We start from the raw sequence: 18,120 nt of genomic DNA, 5'->3' as shown, positions 1-18,120 counted from the left end.
ACACCCTCTGTGCCCTAAACTGAGCGGCATGAGTAACATTCCCGCGGAACTCGCGTACACCTCAGAGCACGAATGGGTCAAAGACCTCAAGGACGACAACACCTACCGGGTGGGCATCACGGATCACGCCCAGGACGAACTGGGTGAAGTGGTCTTCGTGGACTTGCCTCAGGTGGGGGACGAAGTATCCGCAGGCACTGTTGTGGGCGAGATCGAATCCACCAAGTCCGTGAGTGACCTGTTCGCGCCGATTTCCGGTGAGATCACCGAGGTCAACCCCGAGCTCGAGGACAACCCCGGCGCTGTCAACGCTTCCCCCTACGAGGACGGCTGGCTCTTTACGATCCGTGCTGATTCTCCGGAGGCGACCAAGGACCTCTTGGACGCTGACCAGTATCAGCAGCAGCTGGACTGACCCGCACACTCCACACCCAGGAGAAAGATACTTATGTCAAAGCAGGACAACTCCGTACCCAACTCGGGGCCGGAAACCACATCCATTCAGATCGTTGCGGATGTCCTTTCCACTGCCGCTCGTCACAAGATGACCGAGAGCGAGCAGAATGCTGTTGCGGCGTTGCCCCCGGGTTCCGCGCTATTGCTTGAAACGAACGGCGGACTGACGGGTTCACGCTTCCTGTTGGACCGTGACGAAGTGATCGCCGGTCGTCATCCCGCATGCTCGATTTTCCTGGACGACGTCACGGTGTCCCGCAGGCACGCGGGCTTCCTGCGTCGCTCGAACTCGTACGAACTGGTGGACCAGTCCTCCCTTAACGGCACGTACGTCAACGGTGACCGGGTGGACTCCAAGCAGTTGGAGAACGGGGACGAGGTCCAGATCGGCAAGTTCCGGTTCACCTTCTACCACTCCGTACAAAAGGACTCCTGACACTCCTCATGCCTGATTCCGGTCACTCGCACACCTCGCTGGTGGGTATCGGGGCACTTCTGCGGCAACTGCAGCCTGAGTTCCCCGGACTGTCCGCCTCCAAGATCCGATTCTTGGAGGACCAAGGACTGGTGCATCCGCACCGCACGCCCTCGGGGTACCGCAAGTATTCGGAAGAAGACATCGACAGGCTGGCCACGGTGCTACGCCTGCAGCAAGAGCGCTACCTCCCGCTGAAGGTCATTCGTGATCGTTTGGATCGAGGGGAAGACCCGGGAGCGGGCGCCGAGCCGCAGGAGCCGCGACCGAGTGAGCGAGCGACGTCGTCGGCTTCGGCCAACGAACCGCAGGATCCGCAACAGGCGATGGCCAATGCGGTCCGCTTGTCGGGGAGGCGCTATACGTTGCGCGAGGTGGCCGCTCGCACGGGAGCCGAAACCACGCTGCTGCGCGAGCTCATGAATAACGGGTGGCTCGTGGAACGGTCGGGGTACTTCGACGATTACTCGCTCACGGTCGCGGCCACTGCCAAGAGACTGAGCGCGTATGGGATCGAACCGCGGCATCTGCGTGCCTGCGTGGTGCCTCCGAACGCATGATCGGACTGGTGGAGGGAACCATCGCGCCGCTCATCAGCCGTCGTGATCCGGTGTCGCGCGATAAGGCGCCGCAGCGCGCCCGGGAGATTGCGTCGTTGTGTCTCACCATGACCACGGCGCTCGTGAACTCTCAGCTCAAAGACACCCTCCGCCCATTTGAACAGGAGCGATAGGTGGCCTCCCCGGACGTACCCATGGAAGTGGCCGGAGTCCGCATGGACGTACCCACCGGACAACCGGTGGTCGTGCTGCGCGAGCTCAACGGCGCGCGGCACCTGCCTATTTGGGTGGGGACCAATGAGGCGACCTCGATCGTCTTCGCAATGCAGGGCATCAAACCGCCGCGCCCACTCACTCACGATTTGCTGATCTCCGTGGTGGACGCGCTCGGGCACAACATCAACCGGGTGGTCATTCACACGGTGGAGGACACGGTGTTCCACGCGGCCATCGAGTTCGGCCAGGGAACCGTGGTGGACGCGCGGGCCTCGGACGCGCTCGCAGTGGCGGTGCGGACCAAGTGCCAGATCGTGTGTGCGCAGTCGGTCCTGGAGGACTCCGGACTGGTGCTGAGCGCGGACGGTGAGCTGCGGGAACAGCCCGCCCCGGATCAGGCCGAGGCAGACGCCCAAGTGCGTGAGTTCCGCGACTTTCTGGACCACGTGGATCCGGACGATTTCCAGACCTGACCAGCGGTTCAGCAAGCACACTGACTCTGCGACACGTTGGCACCCGGCGCGAATGTCTTTGACCCGCCGCACCCCGAGGTCTACCGTCTAATCAGCACCGAGAACACCATCTGGTCGCTCCGCCATGAACCACCCCAGCCGATCCCGAGGAGGATATGTGAGCCACGGAAACCTGCCGCTGGACGCAGCAGATCCGCTCCAGACCTCCCTCACGGGTGGCACCCAGGGGATGCTTTTCGACGAAGATCTGGTCAGCTTTGACGAGACTGTCGGATTCCGCGGGCCCACGGCCTGCAAGGCCGCCGGTATTACCTACCGGCAGCTCGACTACTGGGCACGCACCGGTCTGGTCGAGCCCACTGTGCGTGGTGCCAAGGGCTCCGGTTCGCAGCGACTCTATTCGTTCCGTGACATCCTGGTCCTCAAGGTCGTCAAGCGACTCCTGGACACGGGTGTCTCCCTCCAGCAGATCCGTTCCGCCGTGGGCGCGTTGCGCTTGCGCGGGATCGAAGACCTCACGCAGCTGACTTTGATGTCCGACGGTGCCAGCGTCTACGAATGCACCTCACCCCACGAGGTCATCGACTTGGTTCAGGGCGGCCAGGGCGTGTTCGGTATTGCCGTGGGTCGCGTGTGGCGCGAGATCGAGGGCGCTTGGCCTCCATGCCGTCCGAGCACACCGCAGTCTCCGCCGACGCCGCCGCGGAAGAGTTCCCGGAGGACGAGCTGTCCGCTCGTCGCGCGCGTCGTCGCAAGAAGAACGCGGGCTGATCGCCCGCACCTAGGATTCTCAAACAGAAGGCCGCCGTGACCCTTGAGGGTCACGGCGGCCTTCTCCTTCACCGGCTGCAGTGGCTTGCGCAGGGAGCGCGCGAGGGACGTTCACACTGTTACTTCAGCAGTCCGTTCAAGATGGTGGTGAATCGTGCTGCCAAGTCCGTGGCCTGGTCGCCGGGCCACTTGTGAACGGGCCACGCGGCACCCTGAATCTGTTGCATCACGGGGGCGTCAGGCAGCGTCGGCTGCACCACGAGTTCTCCGAACAGCTCCTCGAGTTCCGCAATCCGGTGCGAGTGTTCGGAGAAGTCTTCACGGGCGCGGTTGACGATCACGCCGGCCGCGGGCACGGCCCAGAGCTTGGAGACTTCGAACTGGGCGATCGCGGTCATGGTGCGCTTGGTACCCGCTACGGAGAACAGCGAGGGTTCGGCCACCGAGAGCACCTTGTGGGACGCGGCCCACGCCATGCGGGTCAGCGCTGTCAGGCTGGGCGGGCAGTCGATGAGGACCAACTCGTACTTGTCTACGCTCTGGAGCACCGTTTCGAGGCCCTTGAGATCCTTGACTTTGAAGGTGGAACGGTCCAGATGAGAGGACGCTGCGGAACCCGGTGCTATGTCGAGGACGGGGCGCGCGGGGGAGTGCGGCTGAGTGTTGTCCCCGGGCTTGTGACCGGACGCGCCCTCGGCGGGCGCGGCGTCGTCGCCGGATGTCGGGGCGGGTGAGGTCGAGGTGTCGGCCGAAGTGGACGTCTCGGGCGTGATCGGATGCTCGGTCCAGGAAGAAGGAACTGTGATTTTGGACACAGCGCCCTTCTTGGGTTTGCGGAGGATCGAGCCGATGTCGCGGGACGGCTGGGCTCGCACGCCCAGGGCGGTCGAAGCATCAGCGTGGGGGTCCAAATCGATGACGAGAGTGGGTATGCCTGCCTCCAGTGCGGCCGAGGCCAGCCCTAGAGTTACCGATGATTTACCCACGCCGCCCTTAAGGCTGCTGATGCTGACGATCTGCACTATGACCTCTCCCCGTACGGTGTCCCGGCCACCGGAACACAACCCTGTCCATGCTAACGGCTGGACCCATAGTCTTTTCGTCACAGAATGACTAGTTCCGTTACATAGTGTGGTCAGTCCATAGGTATGATGTAGGTCTCACGTATGCTGAGACAGCTAGTTCGCTATCTAACGCAGCGCCCTCTGAGGCCCACTGGCCCGGGGGTGCGGAACGGCAGTACATGTTCTCCAAAATCCTGGTGGCTAACCGCGGCGAAATTGCTATCCGTGCATTTCGTGCCGCATACGAACTCGGCGCAAAAACCGTGGCCGTGTTCCCGCATGAAGACCGCAACTCCATTCACCGTCAGAAATCTGACGAGGCGTACCCCATCGGCCAAGAGGGCCACCCTGTGCGCGCGTACTTGGACGTTGACGAGATCGTTCGCGTTGCCAAAGAATCTGGCGCTGATGCCATCTACCCCGGTTACGGTTTCCTGTCCGAGAACCCCGACCTTGCCCGCGCCGCTGATGCCGCGGGCATTAAGTTTGTTGGGCCCAAGGCAGAAATCCTGGAACTGGCTGGCAACAAGGTAGAGGCCTTGCGCGCAGCGAAGCGCGCGGGCATTCCCACGTTGCAGTCGACCGAACCCTCGGCGGACAAAGAGGCGTTGATCGAAGAAGCCGAGAAGATCGGTTACCCGCTGTTCGTCAAGGCCGTCGCCGGTGGTGGCGGCCGCGGGATGCGCCGTGTGGAGACCTCCAAGGATCTGCCCGGTGCTCTGGATGCCGCCATGCGTGAGGCGGACACTGCCTTCGGCGATCCGACCGTATTCATCGAGCAGGCCGTACTGCGGCCCCGGCACATCGAAGTGCAGATCCTCGCGGACAACGAGGGCAACGTGGTGCACCTGTTCGAGCGCGACTGCTCGCTGCAGCGCCGCCACCAGAAGGTCATCGAGATCGCTCCGGCGCCCAACCTGGACGACGACATCCGGCAGGCTTTGCACCGCGATGCCGTGAAGTTCGCCAAGGAGCTGGGCTACGTCAACGCCGGCACCGTGGAGTTCCTGGTGGACACCGCAGGTGAGCGTGCCGGTGAACACGTGTTCATCGAAATGAACCCGCGCATCCAGGTGGAGCACACCGTGACCGAGGAAGTCACGGACATCGACCTGGTGCAGGCGCAGTTGCGCATCGCCGCCGGCGAGACGCTCGAGGACCTGGGGATCAGTCAGGACACCCTGCGCGTGCGCGGTGCTGCCCTGCAGTGCCGCATCACCACCGAGGACCCGGCCAACGACTTCCGCCCGGATGTCGGCAAGGTTTCGGCCTACCGTTCCGCCGGTGGCGCGGGCGTTCGCCTGGACGGTGGCACGCTCTACGCCGGTGCCGAGATCTCCCCGCACTTCGACTCGATGCTCGTGAAGCTCACGTGCCGCGGCATCGACTACACGACCGCCGTTCACCGTGCGCGCCGTGCCCTGGCGGAGTTCCGTATCCGCGGCATCGCGACCAACATCCAGTTCCTGCAGTCCGTGCTGGACGATCCGGACTTCATCGCCGGTGACGTTGCTACGGACTTCATCGAGAATCACCCCGAGCTGCTCAAGGGCAAGATTTCCGCAGACCGCGCCACCCGTGCACTGACCTACCTGGCCGAGGTCACGGTCAACAAGCCCAACGGTGATCGCGTGGACGGTATCGACCCGCGCACCAAGCTGCCGCACTACCCGGGTGACAAGTCTGACGAGCCCTACCGCAGCCCCTTCGACGGCCCCTCGACCCACGAGCCTCCCGCCGGCTGGCGTCAGGTGCTCCTGGAGAAGGGCCCCGAGGGATTCGCTGAAGAACTGCGCGCCTACAAGCCGCTCGCGGTCACCTCCACGACCTTCCGCGACGCGCACCAGTCGCTGTTGGCCACCCGCGTGCGTACCCGTGACCTGCTCGCGGCCGCACCGGCCTACGCCCACACGCTGCCGGGTCTGCTCTCGGTCGAGGCCTGGGGCGGTGCCACGTACGACGTCGCTCTGCGCTTCCTGGGCGAGGACCCTTGGGATCGCCTGCGCCGCCTGCGCGAGGCCATGCCCAACATTCCCATCCAGATGCTGCTGCGCGGTCGCAACACCGTGGGCTACACGCCGTACCCCGCCGAGGTGACCAACGCGTTCGTCGCTGAGGCCGCCGAGACCGGCGTGGACATCTTCCGGATCTTCGACGCCCTCAACGACGTGGAGCAGATGCGCCCCGCGATCGAGGCCGTACGCGAGACCGGAACCGCTGTGGCCGAGGTCGCCTGTGCTACACCGGCAACCTGCTGGATCCCAACGAAGAGGTCTACACCCTCGACTACTACCTGGATTTGGCGCAGCAATGCGTGGACGCCGGCGCTCACATCCTGGCGATCAAGGACATGGCCGGATTGCTGCGCCCGGAGGCCGCTCGCAAGCTGGTCACCGCGCTGCGCGAGCGCTTCGACCTGCCGCTGCACCTGCACACCCACGACACCGCCGGCGGCCAGTTGGCCACGTTGATGGCCGCCTCGGAAGCCGGTGTCGACGCCGTGGACGTCGCCTCCGCGTCGATGTCGGGTACGACGTCGCAGGTCTCGGCTTCCGCTCTGGTCGCCGCGCTCGAGAACACCGAGCGCGACACCAACCTGGGTCTGGACGCCGTGAGCGACCTGGAGCCCTACTGGGAGGTCGTGCGCGGTATCTACAAGCCCTTCGAATCGGGACTGAACAGCCCCACGGGCCGCGTGTACCGTCACGAGATCCCGGGCGGCCAGCTGTCGAACCTTCGCCAGCAGGCCATCGCGCTGGGCCTGGGCGAGAAGTTCGAGGCCATCGAGGACATGTACTACGCCGCGGACAAGATGCTGGGCCACCTGGTCAAGGTGACCCCGTCCTCCAAGGTCGTGGGTGACCTGGCCCTGCAGCTCGTGGGCATGGATGTGGATCCGGCCGAGTTCGAGGCGAACCCCAACAAGTTCGACATCCCGGACTCGGTGATCAACTTCCTGGCCGGTGAACTCGGCACCCCGCCCGCGGGCTGGCCTGAGCCGTTCCGTTCCAAGGCTCTCGAGGGCCGCAACGTGACCCTGGGGGACAAGGAACTGAGCAAGGAGGACCAGGAAGGTCTCGACCAGCCCGGTGAGGTGCGCCGTGCGACCCTGAACCGTTTGCTGTTCGCCGCGCCCACCAAGGAGTTCGAGTCCTCGCAGACCAAGTACGGCGACCTGTCCGTGCTGCACACCCGCGACTTCCTGTACGGCCTGCGTCAGGACTTCGAGCACGTGATTTCGCTGGGCAGGGGCGTGCGCTTGCTCGTGACCTTGCAGGCGATCTCCGAGCCGGACGACAAGGGCATGCGCACCGTGATGGTCACCCTGAACGGTCAGCTGCGTCTGTTGGAAATCCGCGACACCTCTGTCAAGACCGACTCCGTGGAGCTCGAGAAGGCAGATTCCTCCAACCCGGGTCATGTCGCCGCGCCGTTCGCCGGTGCCGTCACGGTCACGGTGGCCGAGGGCGACACCGTGGAGCCGGGTCAGGCCGTGGCCACCATCGAGGCGATGAAGATGGAAGCGTCCATCACCACGCCCACCGGTGGCACCGTGTCCCGCGTGGCTCTGAAGGACGTGGCACAGGTGAGCGGCGGCGACCTGGTGTTGGTGATCGACCCCGCCTGATCGCTGATTTGCCAAGCTATCTAGGATGGGATCCATGCGAGAATTTGATCTCATCATTGTTGGCTCTGGCTCCGGTAACTCCATCCTCACGGAGGAGTACCAAGATCTGAACGTGGCCATCGTGGAACCGGGTACCTTTGGCGGAACGTGCCTCAACGTGGGGTGCATTCCCACCAAGATGTATGTGTACCCGGCCACGGTGGCCGCGGAAGTTAAGGACGCCGCTCGGCTGGGTGTCGAGGCGTCCGTGAACTCCGTGGACTGGCCGGCCATCCGCGATCGCATCTTCGGCAGGACCGACGCCATTTCCGAGGGCGGTCTGGAGTACCGCGAGTCCATGGAGAACGTGACGGTGATCAGGGAGTACGTTCACTTCGTCGAGCCCATGGTCCTGGAAACGGACTCGGGAGAGCGGATCACCGCGCCCCAGATCGTGCTGGCCAACGGTTCGCGCGTGCAGCTCCCGGACGTCCCCGGCATCGATCTGCCCGGTGTGCACACCTCGGACACGGTCATGCGACTGGACGAGCTACCGGAGTCGATCATTGTGGTGGGCGGAGGCTACATCGCCGCGGAGTTCTGCACGTGTTCAACGGTCTGGGTTCCAAGGTCACCCAGCTCAACCGTTCCGAGCGCCTCTTGCGGCAACACGACGACACGATTGCCGAACGGTTCAAGCGTGAGGCCGCCAAACAGTGGGATCTGCAGCTGAACCGCTCCATTACCGGAATCGAGTGGACGGCGGACGGCAAGCTCAAGGTGACCGCGGCGGCGTTGGACGACTCACTGGAAACCTGGGAGGCACGGCGGACGTGGTCCTGGTGGCCACCGGTCGCGTGCCCAATTCCGACACACTCAACCCGGAAGCCGCGAACCTGGACGTCTACGACTCCGGATTGCTGGCCGTGGACGAGTACCAGCGCGTGCTCAGCGACGGGCGACCGGTCGATGGTCTGTGGGCACTGGGCGACGTCTGCTCCCCGTACCAGCTCAAGCACGTGGCCAATGCGGAGGCCCGCACGGTCACGCACAACGTGGTCCACCCGGATGATCTGGAAGCCACGGATCACCGCTTCGTGCCCTCGGCGGTGTTCACGGAACCCCAGATCGCGACCGTGGGCATGACCGAGCAACAGGCCCGCATCTGGGCAGAACAGAACGGCACGGAGATCACGGTCAAGGAACAGAACTTCGGCGATGTCGCCTACGGCTGGGCCATGGATGACTCCGTGGGGATCTGCAAGCTCATCGCGGACAAGAACACGGGCTTGTTGCTGGGTGCACATTTGATCGGTAAGGACTCGTCCAACCTGGTGCAGCCGCTCATCCAGGGCATGTCCTTCGGACAGACCGCGCACGAGATGGCTCGCGGTCAGTATTGGATCCACCCGGCACTGGCCGAAGTGGTCGAGAACGCGCTGCTCGGTCTGGACGTTCCCGAACAACGGTGAGCGACACCGACGGGTAGCTGAGTCTCACCGACGGCTGGCGAGCGGCCCGTTGACAGCAGGCCGCTCGACGCCTCGGCGAGTTCGGAACATCACATCAAGCGAGGCCCGGCGGACAGTGTCCGCCGGGCCTCGCTCAGCTTTGGCTGAATCGTGCGCCGAAATTACTTGGCGTAGATCGCCTCAATCTCGTCTGCGAAGTCTTCCACGACCTTGGGCCGCTTGAGCTTCATGGAGGGCGTCAAGTACCCGTCCTCGATGGTGAAGTCGCGGTCCAGGATGGTGAACTTCCGGATGCTCTCTGCGCGGGAGACCTTGGCGTTGGCATGGTCGACGATCTTCTGCACGTGATCGATGACCGCCGGTTCCTTGGCCGCCTGCGCGGGGGTGAGCGAGGAATCCAGACCCAGGGTCGGCAGGATCTTGGGCAGGGTGTCCGGATCCAGGGTGATCAGCGCGGAAATGAACGACCGGTTGTCACCCAGCACGATGATCTGCCCCACGGTGGCAGACGCGCGGATGGGATCCTCCAGGGTATTGGGGACCACGTTCTTGCCCGCGGCCGTCACGATGATTTCCTTCTTGCGACCGGTGACGGTGAGGATGCCTTCTTCATCGAGGACACCCAGGTCACCGGTGGCGAACCAACCGTCAACAAAGCTTTCCTCGGTCTTGTCCGGCATGCCGTGGTAGGCGCGGAACACATTGTTGCCGCGGACCAGGATCTCGCCGTCGTGGGCGATGGCGATCTCGTGACCCGGGATCGGGTGGCCCACCGTGCCCAGACGGTTGATGCTCGGGAAGTTCGCGGAGATGGGCGCGGTGGTCTCGGTCAGACCGTAGCCCTCCACCACGTACACGCCGATGCCGTTGAAGAAGTGGCCCAGGCGCGCGCCCAGGAGTGCACCTCCGGACACGGCATAGTGGACTTCGCCGCCCATGGCGTTGCGCAGCGTTGAGTAGACCAGCTTGTCGTACAGGCGGTGCTGGGCCTCGAGCAATGGGGAGACCTTGCCGGCCTGCGACGCCTTGGACCACTCGACGGCCACGGCTACGGCGCGGGCGAAGATCAGCTTCTTGATCGGGGAAGCAGCCGCGGCCTTGAGACGCGCACCCACGAAGATCTTCTCGAATACGCGCGGTACGGCCAGGATGAACGTGGGCTTGAACCGACCCAGGTCCTCCATGAGTTCGGAGACGTCCGGGGTGTGTGCCAGGGTGACGCCGGCGTCCACCGCGACGACCTCCACGAAGCGGGCGAACACGTGTGCCAGCGGCAGGAACATCAGCGTGCGGGCACCCGGGTAAATCACTTCCGAGGCCACGGGAATCGTGTTGGCCGAACAACCCACGAAGTTCCGGTGGGTGAGCTCGCAACCCTTGGGCGGCCCGGTGGTGCCCGAGGTGTAGATGATGGTGGCGGTCTTGTCTAGAGAATCTCCGTCGTGCGGGTCCTCGAAATCGGTCCGGTCGGCACCTTCCGCGATGAAGGTCTCCAACGAGGACTTGGGATCAGCGGTGTCGAAGACACAGATGCGGGACGAGGCCTCGAACGGAGTGATGGCGGCTGCCGCCTCCACGTGCTCCGCGAGTTCATCGGTCTCGACGAAGATCGCCTTGGACTCGGAGTCCGACAGGATCCAGGCGATCTGGTCCGGGGAGGACGTGTCGTAGACCGGCACGGGAACCGCGCCCACCCACCACAGCGCGAAGTCCACGAGCGACCACTCGTAGCGCGTGCGACTCAGGATGCCCACGCGATCACCGGGCTGGATGCCGCGGGCGGCGAGCCCTCGGGCCACGGCAATGACTTCTTCGCGGAACTGACGCGCCGTCACGTCGCGTTCCTTGCCCTCGGCGAGGATCGTGTACAGGACAATATCCGGGTTTTCGCGCGCTTGGCGGGCCAGGATCTCGGCCACGCTGTCGTGCGGAAGCGGGTCAACTGCGGGGGGTACGCTCACGCGTCTCATTTAGCACCTTCTTCGTGGAGATATGGAGCCAGCCTACTGTGTGATCCAGGTCATGATGCGGCATTTATGGACGTGTCCACCTTTGAAGCGGCACATTCATTCAGACCACGGCGCCGTCGTCATCACGGGGATCTTCGGGCAGCGCGCGGTACACCAAGTACAGGCCACCGATCACTCCGGCAACACCGGCCGCCCACACCGCGGTGGGTAGGGAGCCGGGTAGCGCCGCCAAGCCGATCATGATCACGAGCACCGCCAGAATCACCGTAACGGCCCGCACCATCTTGGCGCTCACGCCTCGGGTGATCTCGCCGGGATCGGGGTTGTAGGTCTCGTCCTCCTCGGATTCGAAAAGTTCGAGCGGTACCTCCGTTGCGGGTTGCTCCGCCGGTTCCCAGGGGATCTCATCCGCCCACGGCTCGGCGTCCTCATCGTCGCGGGGCACGTTCTCCCAGTCGTTACCTTCGATGATGCGGCGGAAATCGTCGTCCGGGTGTTGATTCTCGGGGTCTCGTTGGGTCATGCCGACGCCGCCGCTCGGCCCGTCTCGACCGTCAGACCAAAGCCCCGCATGAGGTTCTGCACCGCCTGGCGGGAGGCCGTCTCCACCAAGCCCTGGTCGTAGTCCATGGTGGCCACGTGAAAACTGTTGGGCAGCGCAATGACCTCCACCGGGCCCGCGCTGCGCTCGCGGATCAGGTCCACCGAGGCGTCGGCCACGATCCGGTCAGTCGTCGAGCGGAACACGATGGCCGGCGCTGTCACAGCGGGCAGCGTCTTGATGGCCTGACGGATCAGGATGTTGAGTTGGGCTACGGCGGCCACGGGAGTGCGGTCGTAGGTGGTTTCAGCCACCGACGGCCGGTTGATGTCGCTGCCGATGCCCGCAACGGACGGCACCACGTGCTTCACAAGGTGGCTGTAGGCGGCAGTGCGACTCGTCAGGGCCAGTGCCGGGTTCACCTTCAAAAGACCTGCCACGGGATAGCGGGCCGCCAGCTGAACCGCCAACGCGCCGCCCATCGACAGTCCACACACCACCACGTGCTCGTGCCGGGCCCTTAACGTCCAGTACTCCTCATCCACGGCGTCACGCCACGCGTGCCACTTCTCCTTGGCCAGGTCCTCCCACGTGGTGCCGTGACCCGGCAGCAAGGGGACGGACACGGACGGGTGGCGGCCGGCGGCGTCGTCGGCTTGGTGAATGGCACGCGCCCACTCGATGACCGAGGCGGTCGTGGAGGTGAAACCGTGCAGAACCAGCACCCCTACGGAGGCGGTGCCCGGGAAGAACTGATGGCCGTGCGCGGCGGGATCGAAGCTCATGGCGCCATTGTGCCAGTCCGAGCAATTGTCATGAGAGAATCCAGCGGGGAATTCGATACGCGCACTGCTGATCCGCGCGCATCTGACCCGTTCGATGTCGCGGTCAATTGGTTCAACAGAAGCTTTCCGGAAGGATCCGAGTCATGGTGTACATGTTCCTCAAGCGTTACGTGGTGGGCCCCGTGGTGAACACGGTGTACCGCCCCAAGGCCATCGGCCTGGAGAACGTTCCCTCCCAGGGAGCGGCCATCTTGGCGAGCAACCACCTGTCGATCTCGGATTCCGTGTTCATGCCGGTGGCTGTGCCCCGCCAGGTGTACTTCCTGGCCAAGTCCGAGTACTTCACGGGGCCGGGCGTCAAGGGCAAGGTCGTGGGTGCCTTCTTCCGCGCGATCAACCAGATTCCCATGGACCGCAACGGCGGCAAAGCCAGCGCCAAGGCGTTGAGCGCGGGCGGCCAAGCACTGCAGGACGGCAAGCTGCTGGGCATCTACCCCGAGGCACGCGCTCGCCGGACGGCCGCCTGTACCGCGGCAAGATCGGCGTGGCTCGACTGGCTCTGGAAACCGGTGCGCCTGTGGTCCCGATTGCCATGGTCGGAACGGACAAGATCCAGCCCCTCGGCTCCAAGTTCCCGGACCCCCGCAAGGCCAAGGTCACCACCATTTTCGGCAAGCCGCTGGACTTCTCCCACCTCAAGGGTCAGCACGGCGACCACGCCGCGATGCGCGAGGTCACCGATCAGATCATGGCGGCGATCCAGGAACTGTCGGGTCAGGAAACCGTGGACGTGTACGCCGCCAACTACAAGAAGGAACTGGCGGAGCAGAAGCGCGAACAGTTCAGGACCCAGGTCAAGGACGCCGCCGAATCGGCCCGCGAAAAGGGCCGTTCCATGTCCGCATCCGTGACGCAGCAGGCTGAGCAGCTCGGCTCCAAGCTCCCCGGGCGTCACATGATGGAAACGATGACCAGTCCGCGGACCGGAACGCCTAGACTGGGGTAATGACCTCTGTAACTCAGTCTGAAGAAGCACGCGCCATGACTACCCCTTCACCCAGTGCCGCCAGCTATCCCGGCCTGGACGAATGGCGCAATCGGACCATTGGTCAGCACCCGCAGTGGGCGGAGCACCCGGACTTCGCTTCGACCATCGAAGAGCTCAACGCCGTTCCGCCGCTGGTCTTCGCCGGTGAAGTGGATTTGCTGCGTGAGCGCCTGGCCTCCGTTGCTGCGGGCGAGGCATTCTTCCTGCAGGGTGGCGACTGCGCGGAGACGTTTGCCGGTGCTACCGCGGACAAGATCTCTGGCCGTGTGCAGACTCTGCTGCAGATGGCCGTGGTTCTGACCTACGGTGCTTCGCTGCCCGTGGTCAAGATGGGCCGCATGGCGGGTCAGTTCTCCAAGCCGCGTTCCTCCAACATGGAGACCCGCGGAGATCAGACCCTGCCGTCCTTCCGCGGTGAGATGGTCAACGGGTTCGACTTCAACGAGTCCTCCCGAGTCCATGACCCCAATCGCATGCTGCGCGGCTACCACACCTCGGCGTCCACGCTGAACCTGATCCGCGCCTTCACCACCGGTGGTTTCGCGGATCTGCGCCGCGTGCACGCGTGGAACATGGGCTTCGCGGCCAACCCCGCCTACGCCCGATACGAGTCCATGGCTCGCGAAATCGATCACGCCGTGAAGTTCATGGCGGCCTGCGGGGCTGACTTCGATGCGCTCAAGACCACCGAGTTCTTCGCCGGTCACGAGGCACTGCTGCTCGACTACGAGCGCGCCCTGACCCGCATCGATTCCCGCACGCACCTGCCGTACGGCACGTCCGGCCACTTCCTGTGGATCGGTGAACGCACTCGCGAGCTCGACGGCGCTCACGTGGATCTGCTCTCGCGCTTGCGCAACCCGATTGGTGTGAAGCTCGGCCCGTCCACCACCGGCGAGGACGCACTGCGCCTGATCGACGCGTTGGACCCCAACCGCGAACCGGGTCGCCTCACGTTCATCATCCGCATGGGTGCCAAGAACATCCGCGAGAAGCTCCCGGCCATCATTCAGGCGGTCGAGGGTTCCGGCGCCAAGCCGGTGTGGGTCTCCGATCCCATGCACGGCAACACGGTGTCTCTGCCCTCCGGCTACAAGACCCGCAACTTCGACGACGTGGTGGACGAGGTTCGCGGCTTCTTCGAGGTGCACCAGGCCTTGGGTACCTTCCCCGGCGGCATTCACGTGGAAATGACCGGCGACGACGTCGCGGAGTGCCTGGGCGGTTCGGACCCGGTCAACGAGTCCTCCTTCGCGGAGCGCTACGAGACCCTGTGTGATCCGCGCCTGAATCACATGCAGTCGCTGGAGATCGCGTTCCTAGTCGCGGAGTACCTCTCCAAGCAGAACTGACCCCGCTCCACCGCATCGCGGCACTGAGAGTTGATTCCTGTGACGGATTTCATCTTTCGGTGTCGCGATGTGCTTTGATCCCCGGCACCGCAGTTCGGTTACTTTTGTAACCGGCTAATGCGGCCCGATAAATAACGGTGTCGTAACGTTTTTGTTTTGACTCGCTTTTTCTGTGCTTCATACGGTGTTTCACGACCTACCCCGCTTGGGGTGAGCCAACGCTGAACCGTCAGGAGAAGCACCGAATGAACGTTATGAAGAAGATCCTGTTGACCGGAACCGCTACCGTCGCATTGACCGGCGCCATGGTGGCACCCGCCGCCGCGAGCCAGACAGCCACGGCTCCGGAGACCGCTCAGTCCGCCTCGGTCTCACTGAACCAGGTGACCACACAGTCCACCTCCGGTACCCAGTCCTCCTCAGATCAGGTCGCTCAGGAACTGCTGGGCATGATGAATGACGCTCGCGCACAGCAGGGGCTCGAGCCGTTGGCCAACGTGGGCGCACTCAACGACATCGCCTCCGGCTGGTCCGGCCAGATGGCATCCAGCGGTGCGGCCAGCCACAACCCGTCCTTCATTCAGCAGACCACGGATTCCGGGTCCACGGGAATGGCTGAGAACATCGCCTACCACGTCCAGTCGCGTGACTCCGCCCAGGCCCCTGCGCAGTACTTCTTCGACTTCTGGATGAACAGCCCCAGCCACGCTTCCAACATCATGAGCCCCGAGTTCAACGGGGCTGGTTTCGGTTTGGCCACCGCTGAGGACGGCCGTGTGTTCGCCACCCAGAATTTCGGCACCTACTGATCCGCACTGAGCACTGACCATGAGTTAGGGCCGGTACCCGGGGAAGGGTACGGCCCCAACTCTTATGCGGGTTCGGAAGGACCGTCGAGAAAGGCTCGGAGACGACGAGGAGAAAGCAGGGTCACAGCACAGTGAGGATGACCGTGTTTCCGTCTTCGCGCTGGTGGACCACGCGGTCCAGGGTGGAGCCAACGGGCTGGTTGACTTCAACGGTGAAGCCGAGTTCTTCCAGTGACTGTCGAGCTGAGTCAACACTCTGACCCACCACATTGGGCACCTGCTCCGGCGGGCTGTCCGCGGCCACGTTGAGGTCCACAGCGGTGCCTTCTTCGGCCTTGGTGCCTGCGGCAGGCACTTGCAGCAACACGGTACCTTCGGGTTGGTCCGAGAACTGGGTCTGCACACCACCCAGCGAGAACCCCGCCTGGGTCACGGCGTTGCGGGCCTCGTCCAGGCTCATGCCTTCGAACAGTGGGACATCCAATTGCGCGGGTCCTTCAGAGACCAGAAGGACTACTTGCTTTATCCCGCGGACCTGAGCGGACTCGCCCGGATCGGTCGAGATCACCGAACCTGCGGGAATCTGAGCATTGGTCATGGTGTGAACACCCACATTGCTGATCCCGGCGGCACTCAGGGTGCGTTCCGCATTCGCGACCGGAACGCCGGAGACATCGGGCACGGTGTTGGCCGTGGTGCCCGGCCCGGAGGCGAGCCACCAACCGAGGAACGCCGCCAGAGCGAGGAGAAGCACGAACACCACGGCGCCAATGGCAAGGTGCAGCGGTTTGGGCTGCGGGTTGAGCGTGACGCGCGGCTGCTCCGGTGTCCTGTGTGCGGTGGAACCGGCGGTGGTGATGGCCACGGTCTGGGTGGCGTCCAGATCGTACGTCGGCAGGATTCCGGCAGCGGGAATCGCGCGGGTGGCTGCATCACGAACCCCGGAGCTCGAGATCGGCTCGGTCATCGGTGATTCCTTCGACTGAGCCGACAGCACCGTGGTCTCTGCATCATCCGATAGATGCGCCTGACCGGATGGCGGCAACGCCTGCGTCTCATCGGAACCAGGAATTACGTGGGTCGGCTGATTCAGCGACACCGGATCATTCACGGCCGGCAACGACCGATGAATGGCGAGGGCCAGATCCAGGAGGGCTGCGGCGTCGGCGGGTCGAGCGTCCTGGTGGCGGGCGGTACAGCGCAGCACGAACTCGTCCAAGCTGTCCGGAATACCGGAGGAAGTGCGACTCGGCGCGGGGACGTCCCGGCTGACGTGCGCGTTCGCCACCTGCAGTGCGGTGCCGTGTAGGGACGGGAACCGGTGAGCATCTCGTAGGTCATGATGCCCACGGCGTACACGTCGCAGCGCTGGTCCACGGGTTCGTGACCCACGAGCTCGGGTGCGGCATAGGCGACCGTGCCCAGGATGGTGCTCGTGGAGGTGTGTTCGTCCACGGCGCGCATCAGGCCGAAGTCAGCGACCTTGACGTCGCCGCCGGTGGTCAGCAAGACATTTTCGGGTTTGATGTCCCGGTGAACCATGCCGGAGCGGTGAGCCTGCGCCAGGCCACGGAGCACGGGGATCAGGAGGTCCAGGGTGCGCCGTGCGGTCATGGGAGATTCGCGGGCGATCACGTGGCGCAGGGTGGGGCCATCCACATACTCGAGCACCAGGTAGACCACGCCGTCGGACGTCTGGCCCTGGTCGAGCACGGCGACCACGTTCGGGTGGTGCAACCGTGCGGCGGCCTTCGCTTCGCGCTGGGCACGCTCCACGAACTTGGGATCGTCGGCAAAGTGCGGGTGGATGATCTTGAGCGCGACATGGCGGTCCAGACGCTCGTCCAGGCCCACGTAGACGGAGGCCGTTCCGCCCGTGGCCAATCGCCGCTGGATCCGATAGCGGTGGTCCAGCAGCGTGCCGGTCAGGCGATCTTGGGGGGAATGATCAGGCAAATCGCTTTTCCTGAGCGGAAACCGCTCGTACGTAGTCCTTGGTGTCCGAGAACAAACCATAGGTCTTCACTCCGTGGAGACCCTGGTAATAGGCGCCGATGCCCATTTCCTTGGACGGCGCCTTGTCCTGCAGTTCCTTGATGATGGCCACACCGGCCGTGATGTTGTCCCGGGTGTCCAACAGGTCCAGATCGCGTCCGACCAGGTTGGAGGCCCAATCGCCGGCGGACGGAATGACTTGCATGGCTCCTACGGCGTCCGCGGGGGAGACCACGCCCTGTTGGAAGCCTGATTCCTGGGCGGCGTGAGCCAACGCGAGTTTGGGGTCCACGCCCATGGATTCCGCGGTCTCCCGGATCATCGACTGCACGGCTTCCTGGGACGGCAGGTCGCGCTGCTGCAGCTCGGCGTGGTGCTGATTGGCCGAATCCACCACGTGCTTGGGGTAGTCCGGCCCGCGAACGTGTCGCCCACGGCGGGTTTGGGCGCGGCTGCGGGTTTCTGAGCTTCCGGCGACTTGGGCTTGGCTTCGGCACAGGCCACCTTCTTCCACCCGGCTCCCAGC

General features: G+C 64.3%; 15 protein-coding genes and 4 pseudogenes. 12 read left to right on the top strand and 7 right to left on the bottom strand.

From position 1 onward, the window contains the following. Nucleotides 1-28 precede the first annotated feature (28 nt). From gcvH to YO9_RS0105840, 6 genes and pseudogenes are all read left to right on the top strand, one after another. Nucleotides 29-415 (top strand): glycine cleavage system protein GcvH, encoded by a 387-nt coding sequence (gene gcvH / locus YO9_RS0105860; RefSeq protein ID WP_016996646.1) that lies wholly within the window; start codon nucleotides 29-31, stop codon nucleotides 413-415. A 33-nt stretch (nucleotides 416-448) separates the two neighbouring features. After that, nucleotides 449-892 carry an FHA domain-containing protein gene (locus tag YO9_RS0105855; protein ID WP_016996645.1) on the top strand — a complete coding sequence of 148 codons (444 nt, stop codon included), beginning with the start codon at nucleotides 449-451 and terminating at the stop codon, nucleotides 890-892. Nucleotides 893-900: 8 nt separating this feature from the next. Then, nucleotides 901-1,491, top strand: coding sequence for a transcriptional regulator FtsR (gene ftsR, locus YO9_RS0105850; RefSeq protein WP_223286180.1), 591 nt, complete (start codon nucleotides 901-903; stop codon nucleotides 1,489-1,491). Further along, nucleotides 1,488-1,664 (top strand): hypothetical protein, encoded by a 177-nt coding sequence (locus YO9_RS17165; protein ID WP_223286179.1) that lies wholly within the window; start codon nucleotides 1,488-1,490, stop codon nucleotides 1,662-1,664. Before ftsR ends, YO9_RS17165 begins: the two co-directional genes overlap by 4 nt. Beyond that, nucleotides 1,665-2,180, top strand: coding sequence for a bifunctional nuclease family protein (locus YO9_RS0105845; protein ID WP_016996644.1), 516 nt, complete (start codon nucleotides 1,665-1,667; stop codon nucleotides 2,178-2,180). It abuts the gene before it with no gap. 229 nt (nucleotides 2,181-2,409) lie between these two features. After that, nucleotides 2,410-2,951, top strand: a pseudogene (locus tag YO9_RS0105840) (MerR family transcriptional regulator). Between the two features lie 119 nt (nucleotides 2,952-3,070). Here the strand turns inward: YO9_RS0105840 and YO9_RS0105835 are convergent. Next, the gene (locus YO9_RS0105835) at nucleotides 3,071-3,973 is read right to left on the bottom strand and encodes a ParA family protein (RefSeq protein WP_031272755.1); all 903 of its coding nucleotides are present in this window, start codon (nucleotides 3,971-3,973) and stop codon (nucleotides 3,071-3,073) included. 221 nt (nucleotides 3,974-4,194) lie between these two features. Between YO9_RS0105835 and YO9_RS0105830 the strand changes: the two are divergent. Both YO9_RS0105830 and YO9_RS0105825 read left to right on the top strand, forming a co-directional pair. After that, a pseudogene (locus YO9_RS0105830) lies at nucleotides 4,195-7,643 on the top strand (pyruvate carboxylase). Nucleotides 7,644-7,677: 34 nt separating this feature from the next. Beyond that, a pseudogene (locus YO9_RS0105825) lies at nucleotides 7,678-9,094 on the top strand (mycothione reductase). Between the two features lie 161 nt (nucleotides 9,095-9,255). Here YO9_RS0105825 and YO9_RS0105820 read toward each other — a convergent pair. The 3 genes from YO9_RS0105820 to YO9_RS0105810 form a co-directional block, all read right to left on the bottom strand. Continuing rightward, the gene (locus tag YO9_RS0105820) at nucleotides 9,256-11,064 is read right to left on the bottom strand and encodes an AMP-dependent synthetase/ligase (RefSeq protein WP_031272754.1); all 1,809 of its coding nucleotides are present in this window, start codon (nucleotides 11,062-11,064) and stop codon (nucleotides 9,256-9,258) included. A gap of 100 nt (nucleotides 11,065-11,164) precedes the next feature. After that, on the bottom strand, nucleotides 11,165-11,587 hold the full coding sequence (locus tag YO9_RS0105815; RefSeq protein WP_016996641.1) for a hypothetical protein: 423 nt from the start codon (nucleotides 11,585-11,587) through the stop codon (nucleotides 11,165-11,167). Beyond that, on the bottom strand, nucleotides 11,584-12,390 hold the full coding sequence (locus YO9_RS0105810) for an alpha/beta hydrolase (protein ID WP_016996640.1): 807 nt from the start codon (nucleotides 12,388-12,390) through the stop codon (nucleotides 11,584-11,586). The genes YO9_RS0105815 and YO9_RS0105810 overlap by 4 nt, the downstream gene beginning before the upstream one ends. A gap of 143 nt (nucleotides 12,391-12,533) precedes the next feature. Between YO9_RS0105810 and YO9_RS20640 the strand changes: the two are divergent. The 4 genes and pseudogenes from YO9_RS20640 to YO9_RS0105795 all read left to right on the top strand — a co-directional run. Next, nucleotides 12,534-12,851, top strand: a pseudogene (locus tag YO9_RS20640) (lysophospholipid acyltransferase family protein); the annotation flags it as partial. Nucleotides 12,852-12,934: 83 nt separating this feature from the next. Then, the gene (locus YO9_RS20635) at nucleotides 12,935-13,396 is read left to right on the top strand and encodes a lysophospholipid acyltransferase family protein (protein WP_016996638.1); all 462 of its coding nucleotides are present in this window, start codon (nucleotides 12,935-12,937) and stop codon (nucleotides 13,394-13,396) included. 35 nt (nucleotides 13,397-13,431) lie between these two features. Further along, on the top strand, nucleotides 13,432-14,790 hold the full coding sequence (locus YO9_RS0105800; RefSeq protein WP_016996637.1) for a class II 3-deoxy-7-phosphoheptulonate synthase: 1,359 nt from the start codon (nucleotides 13,432-13,434) through the stop codon (nucleotides 14,788-14,790). Nucleotides 14,791-15,035: 245 nt separating this feature from the next. Then, nucleotides 15,036-15,599, top strand: a complete 564-nt coding sequence (locus tag YO9_RS0105795) for a CAP domain-containing protein (protein WP_223286178.1) — start codon at nucleotides 15,036-15,038, stop codon at nucleotides 15,597-15,599. A gap of 121 nt (nucleotides 15,600-15,720) precedes the next feature. Here the strand turns inward: YO9_RS0105795 and YO9_RS17160 are convergent, their stop codons facing one another. The 3 genes from YO9_RS17160 to YO9_RS0105785 all read right to left on the bottom strand — a co-directional run. Next, complete coding sequence (locus tag YO9_RS17160; protein ID WP_223286177.1) at nucleotides 15,721-16,566, bottom strand: PASTA domain-containing protein; 846 nt, start codon at nucleotides 16,564-16,566, stop codon at nucleotides 15,721-15,723. 140 nt (nucleotides 16,567-16,706) lie between these two features. Further along, on the bottom strand, nucleotides 16,707-17,555 hold the full coding sequence (locus tag YO9_RS17155; protein ID WP_223286176.1) for a protein kinase domain-containing protein: 849 nt from the start codon (nucleotides 17,553-17,555) through the stop codon (nucleotides 16,707-16,709). After that, the coding region (locus tag YO9_RS0105785) for a lytic transglycosylase domain-containing protein (RefSeq protein ID WP_223286175.1) at nucleotides 17,548-18,120 on the bottom strand (573 nt) is incomplete at its 5' end. The genes YO9_RS0105785 and YO9_RS17155, both read right to left, overlap by 8 nt.

Source organism: Kocuria atrinae C3-8 (assembly GCF_000286355.1).
Lineage (GTDB): Bacteria > Actinomycetota > Actinomycetes > Actinomycetales > Micrococcaceae > Kocuria > Kocuria atrinae_A.
The sequence above is the reverse complement of the archived record's forward strand: the minus strand, read 5'-3'. Positions and strand labels throughout refer to the sequence as shown.